The organism is Pseudomonas sp. NPDC099000, assembly GCF_044759925.1.
Taxonomy (GTDB): Bacteria; Pseudomonadota; Gammaproteobacteria; order Pseudomonadales; family Pseudomonadaceae; genus Aquipseudomonas.
The window spans coordinates 367,127-382,075 of record NZ_JBIWAF010000003.1; the positions used below are offsets into that span (position 1 = coordinate 367,127).

Below are 14,949 nucleotides of genomic sequence, written 5' to 3' on the forward strand. Positions count from 1 at the left end.
ACAAGGCATAAGGTCTGAACCATGAGTTTGCTCAATATCGGGATGTCGGGTCTGGCCGCTGGCCAATCCTCGTTGATGACTACCGGCAATAACATTGCCAACGCCGACACCGCCGGTTACTCACGCCAGCAAACCGTGCAGGGCACCAAAGCCTCGAATCAGTTCGGCAATGTCTACATCGGCACCGGTACGACCCTGGCCGATGTGCGCCGCGTCTACAACAGCTACCTCGATGCGCAATTGCAGACCACCACCTCGCTCAACAGCGATGCGGCCGCCTACGCCGGGCAGGTCAGCCCGCTCGACGCCTTGCTCTCGGACAGCGGCACCGGCCTCAATGGCGCCCTGACCAAGTTCTTCGCCTCGGTGCAGAACGTCAACGCCAAGCCGGGTGACGACGCGTCGCGTCAACTGCTGCTCAGCGATGCCCAGGCCTTGAGCAATCGTTTCAACTCAGTGTCCAGCCAGTTGACCCAGCAAAACGCGAGTATCAACGGCAACCTGACGAACATGGCCGATCAGGTCAACAAACTCGCCGCCACCGTGGCGCAGTTGAACCAGAAAATCTCTGAGGTTTCCAAGGCCGGCGGCATGCCGAACGAGCTGCTCGATGCGCGTAACGAAACCGTGCGTCAGCTCTCCACCTTCACCGGTGCGCAGGTCATCGAGCGTGACGGTAACCTCGACGTCTACCTGGGCAGCGGCCAGCCGCTGGTCATCGGCGGCACCGCCAGCACCCTGTCCGTGGCACCCAGCCTGAACGATCCTTCGCGCTTGGGCATTCAGCTCAATCGCAACGGCACCACCGTCGACATCACCTCGGTGATGACCGGTGGTGAAATGGGCGGCCTGCTGCGTTATCGCAGCACCGTACTGGACCCGGCCATGAACGAACTGGGCCGCGTGGCCCTGGTTGTCGCCGATCAGATGAACAGCCTTCAGGCCCAGGGCATCGACAAGAACGGTGCGTTCGGCTCGAACCTGTTCAACAGCATCAACAGTGCTGCGCAGATGGCCCAGCGCAGCGTTGCTACGGTCGGCAACAGCGCCGGCTCGGGTAACTTCGATGTGAGCATCGAAGACAGCGGCAAGCTGACCATCAACGATTACAAGGTCACCTTCACCAGCGGCACCAACTACACCGTGTCGCGTCTGCCGGATGGCACGTCGATGGGCGCTTTCAGCACCCTGACCACGCCGCCGCCGGTGATTGATGGTTTCGCGCTGACGCTTTCCGGCGGCACCGCCGCGGCGGGCGACACGTTCAAGATCACCCCGACCCGCAACGCGGCGGCGAACATCAAGACCGAGATGACCGACAGCAAGCGTCTGGCCATCGCGGCACCGTTGAGCGCGGCTATTGTGCCGGGCGGCAGCGGCACCTTGACGATTCCGGCCAGCGGTCAACCGACCCTGACCACTAAGTTTGATATTTACGATGCCGCCACCACCACGGCGATCCAGAACGGCATCAAGACTTCGATGCCAGTCAAGGTGGTGTTCGGTGCGACCAGTGCCGGTGGCACCAGCCAGACTTACCAATTGCTGGATGCCAAGGGCGTCATGATCAGCAGTGGCACTATCAAACCAAACCAGAACAACACCTTGAGCCTGAGTGTGCCACTCAATGATGCGTTGGGTGCGCCGATCATGGATCCGGGCCCGCCCGCCGTGCAGCGTACCGCGACCTTCGACATGACCGTGGCCGGTTCGCCAGGTAATGGCAGCGCGATCGACATCAACGTCGCGCAGCCAGGCACCATGGACAACCGCAACGGCACCGCACTGGCCGGTTTGCAAACCAAGCAGGTCGTCGATACCGGGAGCGCCAGCAAAGGCATTTCCCTGACTGACGCCTACGGCAAACTGGTCGAAGGCGTGGGCGCCAAAGCCGCTCAGGGCAAGCTCGACAGTGCCGCAACCGGCGCCATCCTGGCCAACGCCAAAGGTGCTCGCGACTCGTTGTCCGGTGTCGACCTCGATGAGGAAACCGGCAACCTGGTCAAATATCAGCAGTACTACACCGCCTCTTCGCAGATCATCAAGGCTGCGCAGGAAATCTTCAGCACACTGATCAACAGTCTTTAAGGAGTCGTAGCCCATGCGCATTTCTACCGCCCAGTTTTACGAGTCCTCTGCTGCGAACTACCAGAAGAACTTCGCCAACGTGGTCAAAAGCAGCGAAGAGGCCAGCAGCCTGGTTCGCGTCAACACCGCCGCCGATGATCCGGTCGGTGCCTCGCGCCTGCTGCAATTGGGCCAACAGGCTTCGATGCTCGATCAGTACAAGGCCAACACCAACACCCTCAAGGCGACCCTGGGTCAGACCGAAGCGGTGATGACCAGCATCAACAACGTGCTGCAGCGCGCCCAGGAACTGGCCGTGGGTGCCGGCAGCGGCGGCTACACCGACGCCGACCGTCAGGCCAACGCCAAAGAGCTGGGTCAGATCGAAGAGCAGTTGCTGAGCCTGATGAACAGCAAGGACGAGAACGGCAAGTACATCTTCGCCGGTTCCAAGGGCGACACCGCGCCGTTCTCGCGCAACAGCGATGGCACCTACAGCTACAACGGTGACCAGGTGACCCTTGACCTGGCGATCGGCGACACCATGTCGATGGCGACCAACAGCACCGGTTGGGAAGTGTTCCAGCAGGCGATCAACACCAGCCGCAGCCAGGTCACCATGACCGCGCCGGCCGTGGATGACGGTCGCGTGGTCCTGTCCAACGGCCAGGTGTCGTCGAGCGTGACCTACAACAGCAAATTCCGTGCGGGCGAACCCTACACCGTCGACTTTGTCAGTGGTACCCAGTTGAAAATCACCGACTCGGGCGGTAACGACGTGACCGCCGAGGCCAGTCAGGGCGGTGCGTTCGACCCGACTACCAAAGCCGGCCAAGGCGTGTCTTTCCGCGGTGTCGAGCTGACCCTGAACATCAACCTGGCGGCCGGCGATAACGCGGCTACCGTATTGCCGGGCCACAGTTTTACCCTGGCGGCCAAGCCTGACACCTTCACGGCAACCCGCAGCCCGGGCAACCCGTCAGCGACTCAAGTGACCGGCAGCAGCATCACCAACCCGGCGGCTTACCACGCGAGTTTCCCGACCGGCTCGGCGGTGATGAAATTCACCAGCGCCACCGCGTTCGATTTGTACGCGGCACCGCTGACGGCCGATAGCAAGCCGGTATCTTCCGGTACCGTGGTGGCGGGCGTTGCCACTGCCTCGGGCGTGAGCTTCAACCTGGCCGGTGCACCAGCGGCAGGCGATCAGTTCAGCGTGGCCGTCAACACACACGAAACCCAGAACATTCTGGACACCGTGAGCCAGTTGAAGTCTGCGCTGAACACGCCAACCAATGGCGATCCGATCCTGACCCAGAAGCTGCAAGCTTCCCTCGCTTCGGGTATCGGCAACCTGGCGAGCGGCAGCGATCAGTTGTCCAGTGCATTGAGTTCGGTGGGCGGTCGCGGTTCGGCCCTGGATACCCAGAGCGATACCAACCAGAGCCTGGTCCTGGCCAACACCCAGACCCAGTCGGCGATCCGCGATTCCGATCCGGCCGCCGTGATGACTCGCCTGACGTTGCAACAAACCATGTTGCAAGCGTCGCAACTCGCCTTCAGCAAGATTGCTCAACTGGGCTTGTTCAACAAGATCTGAACCTGTGCCTGTCGAGCTGCCAACCGTCTTTTCCTAAGCGGTTACGAAGCCTCTGCCTGAAAGGGCAGGGGCTCGCCGCTCGAGAGTTTCGCCGTGAATCAACACCCTTTAGTCAGTATCGTCATCCCCGCCTACAATCCGCGCTTCTTCAGCCAGGCGCTGGAAAGTTCGCTCGCTCAAACGTATGAGAATGTCGAGATCGTCGTCTGTGACGATTCGTCTTCCGACGAGATTCGCGACATCGTCGAGTCGTTCGCCGACCCTGTGCACACCGTTCGTTACCTGCGTAACCCGATGCGTCTTGGCCTGCAAAAGAACCTGCTGCGCTGCGTCAAGGAAGCTCAAGGCGAGTTCATCAAAGTGTTGTGCGACGACGACCGTCTGTTCACGCCCAGCATCGAGATGCAAGCCCGGGTACTGATCGACCATCCCGACGCCACCCTCGTTTGTGGCTTGCGGATGATGAGCGATGCCAACAATTTCATCTTGCCGCCACGCATCGATAACTGCCGGTTTTCGCCCCTTGATTCGCTGCTCAAAGGCGATGACATGTTGGCGATTTTCGAGAGTACACCGAGAAATTTCATCGGCAACTTCAGCTCGACATTGATGCGTCGTGCCGATGTGCTGGAGCTGTTGCCTGCGTTGATTCAGGAAGGTTCCGGCTTTGTCGCGATGCTCGATTTTGCGTTGTTCGTGTGCCTGTTGCGTCGCGGTAACCTGGCGGCGATAAACACGGTGCTGAGTACTGAGCGTCTGTACCCGGAGCGCCTGAGTAAAACCCTGGAAATGACTCGGGCCGCCGTGCAGGAATGGGAATGGCTGGCGCAAATGCTGACAGCACGCGGTGGCGAGTCGGCACCGGCCTCGGGTTGGGTGCGCAGCGTTGAATTGAGCAAGGCCTCTGAAGAACCGCGCCAGTGGGAAGAGTTGTGTGTGGTGCGCGTGTTGGGCAACCGCAACACCGTGGTCAATGGCCGAGTGGGCGGCAATAGCGACAGCTATGCCGAGTTCTACCGCGAGTGGCTGTCGGTTCGCAAATTCAACCCGGCGGAAGCGCGTCACATGCCGGAACGTATCAGCCGCTGGGCCGTGCGTCCGAACCTGGTGCCGATCATCATCGACACTGAATCCGACAGCGTCGCGCTCAAAGCCACACTCGCCAGCATCGACAGTCAACTGTACGCACCGCAAGCGGTGGTCGTGCTGTCCAACGCTGACTGCGATGCCAACGACAAGGTGCTGCAGCTACCGTTTGAGGACAACTGGTCGCAACAGCTCAATGCCGTGGTGCCGCAACTCGAAGGCGCACATTGGTTTTATCTGCTGCGGGCGGGTGACACGCTACGTGAGTCGGCGCTGCTGGTGCTGGCCGAACGCATCGCGGGTACGCCAGGCATGCTTTGCGCCTACAGCGATGAAGGCGCGCTGGTCGAAGGTGAGTCCATCGAGCCGGTGTTCAAGCCGGGTTTCAATCTCGACCTCATGCGTTCTTATCCTTACATCGGGCGGGCGCTGGCGTTCGAGCGTCAGCGCTTTCTGGCGGTGGGTGGCTTCGATTCGGCTCACGGCGAACTGGCGCCGCATGATCTGCTCTGGCGCCTGGTTGAAGAGGCCGGGTTGCACACCATCGAGCACATTGCCGAGATTCAGGTGGAGTCGACCCTGACCTTTGCCGATTGGCTGTCGTTGCCCGAGGTGATTGAGGGCAGTGAGGCGGTGGTCAGCGCGCACTTGACCCGCATCGGTCTCGAGCACCGGATTCGCAATGAAGAGTTGCCGCTGCTCAAACGCATCGATTACCTGCACGCTCACCGGCCTGTGGTCTCGATCATCATTGCCGCGGGCACCTCGCTGGCGGCGTTGCAGCGTTGCACCGAAAGCCTGATCGAAAAGACCACTTACACCGAATACGAGATCCTGATTGTCGATGAGGGGCGCGGTGATGCGGCGATGGCCGAATGGCTGGGCGCCATGGCTCAGCTGGGCGCGGCCATGCTGCGGGTGCTGCGTTATGACGGGCGTTCCGGAGAGGCCGCCATCGTCAACTTCGCTGCCAGCCAGGCACGTGGCGAGTACCTGCTGACGCTCAGCCCGCGCAGTGTGATTTGTGCGGGCGACTGGCTCGCTGAACTGCTCAATCACGCTCAACGCCCGGAAGTCGGCGTGGTGGGCGCGCGGTTGCTGGGTTCCAACGGTGCGATCGTTTCCGCCGGTCTGATTCTGGGGCTGGCCGGGCCTGCCACTTCGCCGTTTCTCGGCGAGCATGCCAGTGCCCGGGGCTACATGCAGCGTCTGCAGGTGGCGCAGAACTGGAGTGCTGTCAGCAGTGATTGTCTGATGGTGCGCAAAGAGGTGTTCGACAGCCTGGGTCAGCTGGATGAGGCTCAATTCAACCTGGGGCTCGGCGGTGTCGATCTGTGCCTCAAGGCGGATAAAAACGGTTACCTGATCGTCTGGACACCTTTTGCGACTGTGATGATGGGTGAAGAAACTTCGCTCGCAACCTCGCAGGCCGATGTGCAGGCGCAGGTGCTTGAGCACGAAACCTTCTACAAAAAGTGGTTGCCGAAAATCTCCCGTGATCCGGCCTACAACCCGGCGCTGACGCTCGGTGTGGCGAGCTTCAGTCTGGAGCCTTCGCTGCGCAACAACTGGAACCCGTTCTGCCATCGCGACCTGCCGCTGATTCTCGGCTTGCCGGTCAATGAATCAGCGATCGGGCATTACCGTGTGACCGCGCCTCTGGCCGAGCTTGAGGCCGCCGGGCGAGTCATTTCGCGAGTGGCCTACGAGTCGCCGTCGACCGTGGAAATCGAGCGGCTGTCGCCGGACACCATTATCTTGCAGGGGCGCTATAGCGACGGTTCGGCGGCAGACATTCTGCGCATGAAGAAATACTCCGGTGCCCTGCGGATTTTCGAGCTGGACGACTACATTATCAGCACGCCGAAAAAGAACAGCCATGCCCGCAACAAGCCGATCAACACCGAGCAGATGTTGCGTGAGTGCGTTGCTCTGTGCGACCGCGTCGTGGTGACCACGCAGGCGCTGGCCGATTCGTTGTCGAGCATGCACAGCGAGATACGCGTGGTGCCCAACATGCTGCCGCCAGATCCGTGGGCGACGCTGACCAGTCAGCGTCGCACCTCGAAAAAACCACGGGTTGGCTGGGGTGGCGGTACCAGCCATACCGGCGACCTGGAAATCATTGCCGATGTGGTTCGCGAGCTGGCCAATGAGGTGGATTGGGTCTTCTTCGGTATGTGCCCGGACGCCTTGCGCCCGTACGTTTATGAGTTCTATGGCACCATCGATTTGCAGAGTTATCCGTACAAGTTGGCTAGCCTGAACCTTGATTTGGCGTTGGCGCCGCTGGAGTTTCATATCTTCAACGACTGCAAGAGTAATTTGCGGTTGCTGGAATATGGCGCTTGTGGGTATCCGGTGATTTGTACTGATACCCGGGCTTATGACGGGTTCCTGCCGTGTACCAAGGTGTTGAGTAACAGCACTGAGGAGTGGTTGCAGGCGATTCGTATGCATTTGGCTGATCCGGATGCCAGCTATCGGATGGGGGATCAGTTGCGGGAGGCGGTGCATCGGGACTTTATGTTGCGGGGGGATAATTTGCAGCATTGGCTTTGGGGGTGGTTGCCGGACTGATTTTTTGGTCTGTGTACATATCCGTTTCTGCGGTAACGGCGGCTGGCGGTTTCGCCCTTACGGCGAGGCACTTTTTTCAAACGCCAAAAAAGTACCCAAAAAGGCTCGCCCCAAGCGTCCGGCCCCTCGCTAAGGCTCGGCGTACCTTCGCTCCGGCATCCATCCGGGGACACTGCCCTCCGGTCTGCTTCGCGACGACCTACATGCAGCGTGTTCGACTGCGTCGAACGGCGCTACGCGCCACTCCCCGGATGAACACCTCCACTCAGCCTCCCGAAGGGGCGGGTGGATCAAGATCAAAAGCAGGCGAGCTAACGCTCGGCCTGTTGAGTGGTGAGAAGCAAACGGTGTACGCCGATCCGTTTTTGTAGGAGCGAGGCTTGCCCGCGAAGACGGCCTGACAGGCGACCAATTTCTTGCAGGTATACACCGAACCCCTGTGGGATCTGGCTTGCCAGCGATGGCGGCCTGACAGCCGACCAGTCTCTTGATGATGTACACCGAGCCTCTGTGGGAGCTGGCTTGCCAGCGATGGCGGCCTGACAGCCGACCAATTTCTTGCAGATATACACCAACCCCCTGTGGGAGCTGGCCTGCCAGCGATGGCGGCCTGACAGCCGACCAATCTCTTGCAGATATACCCCAAGCCCTTGTGGGAGCAGGCTTGCCAGCGATGGCGGCCTGACAGCCGACCTGTTCTTTCGGATGTACGCAAGCTTCCCAAAGGCTGTGATCCTTTTGGCTTTGGCTTTGGCTTTGGCTTTGGCTTTTGACGTTGATCTTGTTTTTGATCTTGATCTTGATCTTTCGCCCCTTCGGCAGGCCGAGCGTAGGTGTTCATCAGGGGGTAGGCGCGAAGCGCCGTGCGGCGAAGCCGCACACATCGAGAGGAGGTCGTCGCGAAGCAGACCGTAGGCGATGCCCCCTGATGGGCACCGTAGCGAGGGAACGCGGAGCCTCAGCGAGGCGCCGAACGCCGGGGCGAAGCCTTTTGCTTACTTTTCGGCGTCTGGAAAAGTGAGTCGCTGTAAGAGCGAAACCATAAGTAGCCGTTACCGCAGAAACGGATATGTACACAAATCCAAAACCCCAAACCCCAAACCTCACCAGTCGCCAACCCCAGACAATTGGCTCACTTCCTGCAAGTCCCCCACATATCGCCATAAAACCTTCACCCCAAAACGCGTGAAGGCCCCAGTGGCTGCGGGCAAATGATGTGCATCTGACGGTTCGCCAACCCTCGCGGGGGTGGCAGGGCCGCGCGAAGAGCAAGAGGACAGCGATGAAGGCAGTAATTCTGGCAGGTGGTCTCGGTACGCGGATCAGCGAAGAGTCGCACCTCAAGCCCAAGCCAATGATCGAAATCGGCGGCAAGCCAATTCTTTGGCACATTATGAAACAGTACTCCGCCCACGGGATTCATGACTTCGTGATCTGCCTTGGCTACAAGGGCTACGCGATCAAGGATTTCTTCGCCAACTACTTCCTGCACACCTCCGACGTCACCTTCGACATGTGCAACAACCGCATGGACGTCCACCAGAACTACAGCGAACCGTGGCGCGTGACCCTGATCGACACCGGCGAAGACACCATGACCGGTGGCCGCCTGCGTCGCGCTGCCCGTTACCTGGAAGGCGAAAAAGCGTTCTGCTTCACCTACGGCGACGGCGTTTCGGACCTCAACATTGGCGCGTTGGTGGACTTCCACCTGACCCACGGCAAGCTCGCGACCGTGACCGCCGTGCAGCCGCCGGGTCGTTACGGCGCTCTTGAGCGCGACGGCGACAGCGTCAAAGGCTTCATCGAGAAACCACGCGGTGATGGCGGCTGGATCAATGGCGGGTTCTTCGTGCTGTCGCCCAAAGTGCTGCCCTACATCGCCGACGATCAAACATCCTGGGAAGCCGAGCCGCTGGCCGCGTTGGCCAGCGAACAGCAGCTGCAAGCCTTCCAGCACGACGGTTTCTGGCATCCGATGGACACCCTGCGTGACAAAAACCACCTTGAGCAGTTGTGGCTGAGCGGGGAGGCCCCATGGAAACAATGGGACTGAGCCCGGAGTTCTGGCGCGGCAAGCGGGTTCTGCTGACCGGCCACACCGGCTTCAAAGGCAGCTGGTTGACGTTGTGGCTGCAAAGCCTGGGTGCCGAGGTCAGCGGTTTTTCGCTGGACCCGTCGACCGAGCCGAGCCTGTTCGAGCTGGCGCGGGTGCACGAAGGCATTAACGATCAACGCGGCGACCTGCGTGACCTCGGTGCGCTGCTGGAGCTGATCGCCGAGACCCAGCCGGAAATCGTCCTGCATCTGGCGGCCCAGCCGCTGGTGCGCGAAGGTTATCGCGACCCGCTGGGGACTTACTCCAGCAACGTCATGGGCACCCTCAATTTGCTCGAGGCGATCCGCCAGGTCGGCGGCGTGCGTGCCTGCGTGTTGGTGACCACCGACAAGGTCTACGCCAACCAGGAATGGCTGTGGCCGTACCGTGAAAACGAAGCCCTCGGTGGACACGACCCTTACAGCAGCAGCAAAGCCTGCTGCGAGTTGTTGGCGCAGTCTTACGCCGCTTCGTTCTTCGCGGCCGACAAGCATGCCGAGCACGGGCTGGCCCTGGCCACGGCGCGTGCCGGCAACGTCTTGGGCGGCGGTGATTTTGCACCAGAGCGTTTGATTCCCGATGTGCTCAAAGCCTGGTCCGCCGACGAACCCGTGACCCTGCGCTACCCGCAAGCCGTGCGCCCGTGGCAGCACGCGCTGGAGCCCCTGGCCGGTTACCTGCAACTGGCCGCCGGCCTCTATGAAAAAGGTCCGGCATTTGCCGGTGCGTGGAACTTCGGCCCGAGCGAAGCGGACATGTGCAGCGTCGGCGAAGTCGTCGAATTGCTCGCCAGCCGCTGGCCGCAAGCCCGTGGCCTGCGCATCGAGCCGAGTGATTTGCATGAAGCCGGTCTGCTGCGTCTGGACAGCAGCCGCGCCCGTCAATTGTTGGCCTGGCAGCCGCGCTGGTCGTTGCAGCAGTGCCTGACCCACACCCTCGACTGGCACCTGGCGTGGCAAAACGGCGACGACATGCGCGCTATCACCCTGGGCCAGTTGAACCTGTATCGAGGCGCGCTGTGAGTGAGTTTCAGTTGAAACCATTGCCGCTCGCCGGGCTGTTCAGCGTGCAGCACAAACGCTTCGAAGATGATCGCGGGCACTTTGCGCGGCTGTTCTGCGAAGGCAGCCTGAGCGCGTTCGGCGAGCCGTTTCATATTCGCCAGATCAACCATTCCTGCACCCGCGAACGCGGCAGTGTGCGCGGTCTGCATTACCAGAACGCCAGTGCGCCGGAAGCCAAACTGATCACCTGCCTGCGCGGTGAAGTCTGGGACGTGGCGGTGGATCTGCGACCCGACTCCGAGACCTTCCTGCACTGGCACGCCGAACACCTGCGCGCCGGCGACGGTCGCAGTCTGTTGATCCCGGCCGGTTTTGCCCATGGCTTCCAGACCCTGACCGACGACGCCGAATTGCTCTACCTGCACAGCGCGGATTACACGCCGGTGCACGAGGGTGGTTTGAGCGTGAACGATCCACGGCTGGCGATTGCCTGGCCGTTGCCTGTCAATAATCTGTCGGCACGGGATTCCAGCCATCCCTTGCTCGATGAACACTTCGCTGGAGTACGTGTATGAACTGCCGTGGTTGCGGGACTTCTCTGGCCTTGCCGCTGATCGATCTCGGCACCTCGCCGCCGTCCAACGCCTATGTCCGCGCCGATCAGCTGGAACAAGCCGAGCAATGGGTGCCGCTGAAAGTGGCGGTGTGTCAGCAATGCTGGCTGGTGCAAACCGAGGATTACACCAGCGCCGACAGCCTGTTCGATGCCGAGTATGCGTATTTCAGTTCGTTCTCCAGCACCTGGCTGGCCCATGCCGACAAATACGTCGCCGAGATGGTCGAGCGTTTCGGCCTGACCGCCGACAGCCGCGTGGTGGAAATCGCGGCCAACGACGGTTACCTCTTGCAGTACGTGGCCGGGCGCGGCATCCCTTGCCTGGGCGTCGAGCCGACCCGCAGCACCGCACAAGCGGCGCGGGAAAAAGGCCTGGAGATCCGCGAGCTGTTCTTCGGTCGCGACACGGCATCGCAACTGATCGCCGACGGTTGGTCCGCCGACCTGATGGCGGCCAATAACGTGCTGGCCCACGTGCCGGACATCAATGATTTCCTCGGTGGTTTCGCGACGCTGCTCAAGCCGACCGGCGTGGCGACGTTCGAGTTTCCGCAGTTGCTGACCCTGATGGCCGGGCAGCAGTTCGACACGCTGTATCACGAGCACTATTCCTACCTGTCGCTGACTGCGGTGCAAGCGCTGTGCGAGCGCAATGGGCTGGAAGTGTTCGACGTCAGTCAGCTGTTGACCCATGGCGGATCGCTGCGGGTCTTCGTCCAGCGTGCCGACGGTGTGCGTCGCGAAGTGCAGCCAGCCGTTGCCCGGCAGCTGCAAGCCGAACTTGCCGCGGGGGTGAAAACTCCCGAGTACTACGCGACCCTCGCGCCCGCTGCCGAACGCATCAAGCACGAACTGCTGCGTTTCCTGTTGCAGGCGAAGGCTGATGGCAAACGTGTGGTCGGTTACGGCGCGGCGGCCAAGGGCAACACCTTGCTCAACTACGCAGGGGTCAAGCCGGACCTGCTGGCCTGGGTCGCCGACGCCAACCCGCACAAGCAGGGCAAGTACCTGCCGGGCAGTCGCATACCTATTGTTACGCCGGCGCAGATCGATATCGAGAAGCCGGATTACGTGCTGGTGCTGCCGTGGAACCTGCTGCACGAAGTCAGTCAGCAACTGGCGCAGGTGCGTGAGTGGGGCGGCCGCTTTGTCATCGCCGTGCCTGAGTTGACCGTCCTGTGAAGGTCCTGGTCACCGGGGCGACCGGGTTCGTCGGCAGGCATCTGGTCGAGGCCTTGCTCGCCCGTGGCTGCGAAGTTCGCGCCGTAGCGCGCAACGCCGAGACCGCCGCGAACTTGCCGTGGATCAATGCCGTGGAATTCGTTGCGGCGGATATTCACACCGCCGACCTCGATATCGCCGCGCTGACCGATGGCATCGATGCCTTGGCGCACCTGGCCTGGCCAGGGTTACCGAACTATCAGGCGCTGTTTCACTTCGAGCACAACCTGATGGCCGATTACCGGTTCATCAAGAGCGCGGTCGAGGCGGGCGTCTCACAAGTGCTGGTCACCGGCACCTGTTTCGAATACGGCATGCAAAGCGGGCCGCTCAGCGAGCAGACCACGCCGCAGCCGGGCAACCCTTACGGCTTGGCAAAAAATACCCTGCGCCTGTTCCTCGAAAATCTGCAGCGGGTTCAACCGTTCACCCTGCAATGGGCGCGGCTGTTTTACCTGCACGGCGAGGGGCAAAACCCGAACAGTTTGCTGGCGGCGCTGGACCGGGCCATCGATGCCGGTGACGCCAGTTTCAATATGTCGGCCGGCGAACAGTTGCGCGATTACCTGGCCATCGACACGGCCGCCGCTTACCTCGCCGCCATCGTGCAGCAGCGTGAATTCGACGGCGTGATCAATTGTTCCAGTGGCCAACCGGTTTCGGTCCGGGCGCTGGTCGAGCAGCGGTTGCGTGAACGTGGCGCAGCGATCCGGCTGAACCTCGGTCACTACCCATACCCGACCCACGAACCCATGGCGTTCTGGGGCGTGGCGGACCGTTTGCAACAGCTACTGGGAGCAGAGCATGAGGCATGAGTTGTATCGGGTCGCCGACCTGCCGGTGTTGCAGAACCGCACCTTTGCCGACCCCGAGTCGGCACGGGCATCGGCCAGCGCCGACATGCTGTTGGTGCAGGATGAAAAGAGCGGGTTGATCTTCAACCAGGCCTTCGATGCCGACAAGCTCAGCTACGACGCTGACTACCAGAACGAACAGGCGCACTCGGGCCAGTTCCAGAAGCACCTGAGCGATGTCGAAGGCATTATTGCCCGTCACTTCAAGGGTCAGGAACTGATCGAAGTCGGCTGTGGCAAAGGCTATTTCCTCGAACTGCTGAAAAGCCTGGGCTACGCCATCACCGGCATCGACCCGGCCTACGAAGGCAGCAACGCCGATGTGATCAAGGCGCCGTTCACCCGCGGCCTCGGCCTGGCGGCGGACGCCATTGTGCTGCGCCATGTGCTGGAACACATTCAAGACCCGGTAAGTTTCCTCGCCGAGATGGCCGACGCCAATCAGGGCGGCCAGATCTACATCGAAGTGCCGTGCTTCGACTGGATCCTGGAGCACCGTGCCTGGTTCGACCTGTTCTACGAGCACGTCAATTATTTCCGCCTCGATGACCTGCGCCGGATGTTCGGCACGGTGCACGAGGCCGGTCACCTGTTCGGTGGCCAATACCTGTACATCGTGGCGGACCTGGCGACCTTGCGCCTGACCCCGGAACAACCGGTGCCGCGCCTTGAGTTGCCGCAGGGTTTCACCAGCAGCCTCGAGCACGCGGTGCAGATTATTCAAGCCGCCCCCGAGCAGGGTTCGGCGATCTGGGGCGCGTCGTCCAAAGGCGTGATCTATTCGCTGTTCCTGCAACGGGCCGGCGTGGCGGTAGATCGCGTGGTGGATATCAACCCGGCCAAGCAGGGCCGATATCTACCGCTGAGCGGCGTGCGTGTGTCCTCGCCGGAAGAGGTAATGGACACTCTGCCCGAAGGCGCCAACCTGTTTGTGATGAACTCCAACTACCTCGAAGAAATCAAGCGGATGACCGATGGACGCTACGTCTATCACGCCGTCGACAGCGCTTCGTTCCAGTGACTATTGAGATTAGAAAAATGACCGACAACACCATCAATACAGCCTTCGAAGCCGAATGCCAGGCAGAAATCGCCGCCCAGGGCGATGACCAGAAACTCACCGGTCTGGCCCAGGATTTCTTCAACCAGTCGGCGAAGCACAAGTACAGCTACCACTTCTCGTGGATGGGCCGTCCGATCATTCAGTTGCCGCAAGACATGATGGCGATGCAGGAAATCATCTGGCAGGTCAAACCCGACCTGGTGATCGAATGCGGTATCGCCCATGGCGGTTCGATCATCTACTACGCCTCCCTGCTGGAGTTGCAAGGCCACGGTGAAGTGCTGGGCATCGACCTCGACATTCGCCCGCACAACCGCGAAGCCATCGAAAGCCACCCGATGAGCAAGCGCATCAAAATGATCGAAGGTTCGAGCATCGACGCCGCCATCGCCGAGCAAGTGCGCGCGGCGGCCGAAGGCAAGAAAGTCATTCTGGTGCTGGATTCCAACCACACCCACGACCACGTGCTGGAAGAGCTGCGCCTGTACGCACCGCTGGTCTCGGTCGACAGCTACTGCGTGGTGATGGACACCGTGGTTGAAGACATGCCGGCCGACTTCTTCCCGGATCGTCCATGGGGCCCGGGCGACAACCCGAAGACTGCCGTGTGGAAATACCTGGAAGAAAACGCTGACTTCGAAATCGACCGTCAGTTGCAGAACAAACTGCTGATCACCGTGGCGCCGGACGGCTATCTGCGTCGCGTTCGTTAATCATTATTGAATCTGGGTTCTCGGCGCTTGGCCGGTTGTGGGGATAG

The 14,949-nt window shown here is 61.0% G+C and carries 10 protein-coding genes; all 10 read left to right on the plus strand.

Annotation, left to right across the window (positions count from 1 at the left end):
• Window positions 1–21: 21 nt before the first annotated feature.
• The 10 genes from flgK (at window position 22) to ACIQV9_RS06375 (ending at window position 14,902) form a co-directional block, all read left to right on the plus strand.
• Window positions 22–2,088, plus strand: a complete 2,067-nt coding sequence (flgK, locus tag ACIQV9_RS06330) for a flagellar hook-associated protein FlgK (protein WP_403099369.1) — start codon at window positions 22–24, stop codon at window positions 2,086–2,088.
• A gap of 13 nt (window positions 2,089–2,101) precedes the next feature.
• The gene (locus ACIQV9_RS06335; protein WP_403099372.1) at window positions 2,102–3,667 is read left to right on the plus strand and encodes a flagellar hook-associated protein 3; all 1,566 of its coding nucleotides are present in this window, start codon (window positions 2,102–2,104) and stop codon (window positions 3,665–3,667) included.
• A gap of 93 nt (window positions 3,668–3,760) precedes the next feature.
• Window positions 3,761–7,333, plus strand: coding sequence for a glycosyltransferase (locus ACIQV9_RS06340; protein ID WP_403099375.1), 3,573 nt, complete (start codon window positions 3,761–3,763; stop codon window positions 7,331–7,333).
• Window positions 7,334–8,615: 1,282 nt separating this feature from the next.
• Window positions 8,616–9,389: a glucose-1-phosphate cytidylyltransferase gene (gene rfbF / locus ACIQV9_RS06345; RefSeq protein WP_403099378.1), complete on the plus strand. Its 774-nt coding sequence runs from the start codon at window positions 8,616–8,618 to the stop codon at window positions 9,387–9,389.
• Window positions 9,371–10,453 (plus strand): CDP-glucose 4,6-dehydratase, encoded by a 1,083-nt coding sequence (rfbG, locus tag ACIQV9_RS06350; RefSeq protein ID WP_403099381.1) that lies wholly within the window; start codon window positions 9,371–9,373, stop codon window positions 10,451–10,453. The genes rfbF and rfbG overlap by 19 nt, the downstream gene beginning before the upstream one ends.
• Window positions 10,450–11,010: a dTDP-4-dehydrorhamnose 3,5-epimerase family protein gene (locus tag ACIQV9_RS06355; RefSeq protein ID WP_403099384.1), complete on the plus strand. Its 561-nt coding sequence runs from the start codon at window positions 10,450–10,452 to the stop codon at window positions 11,008–11,010. Before rfbG ends, ACIQV9_RS06355 begins: the two co-directional genes overlap by 4 nt.
• Window positions 11,007–12,233, plus strand: a complete 1,227-nt coding sequence (locus tag ACIQV9_RS06360; RefSeq protein ID WP_403099387.1) for a methyltransferase domain-containing protein — start codon at window positions 11,007–11,009, stop codon at window positions 12,231–12,233. Before ACIQV9_RS06355 ends, ACIQV9_RS06360 begins: the two co-directional genes overlap by 4 nt.
• Window positions 12,230–13,087 (plus strand): NAD-dependent epimerase/dehydratase family protein, encoded by an 858-nt coding sequence (locus tag ACIQV9_RS06365; RefSeq protein ID WP_403099389.1) that lies wholly within the window; start codon window positions 12,230–12,232, stop codon window positions 13,085–13,087. Before ACIQV9_RS06360 ends, ACIQV9_RS06365 begins: the two co-directional genes overlap by 4 nt.
• Entirely contained in the window at window positions 13,077–14,147 is a 1,071-nt protein-coding gene (locus tag ACIQV9_RS06370) for a class I SAM-dependent methyltransferase (protein ID WP_403099391.1), read from the plus strand. The genes ACIQV9_RS06365 and ACIQV9_RS06370 overlap by 11 nt, the downstream gene beginning before the upstream one ends.
• A gap of 17 nt (window positions 14,148–14,164) precedes the next feature.
• Window positions 14,165–14,902, plus strand: a complete 738-nt coding sequence (locus ACIQV9_RS06375; protein ID WP_094471212.1) for a cephalosporin hydroxylase family protein — start codon at window positions 14,165–14,167, stop codon at window positions 14,900–14,902.
• Window positions 14,903–14,949 lie beyond the last annotated feature (47 nt).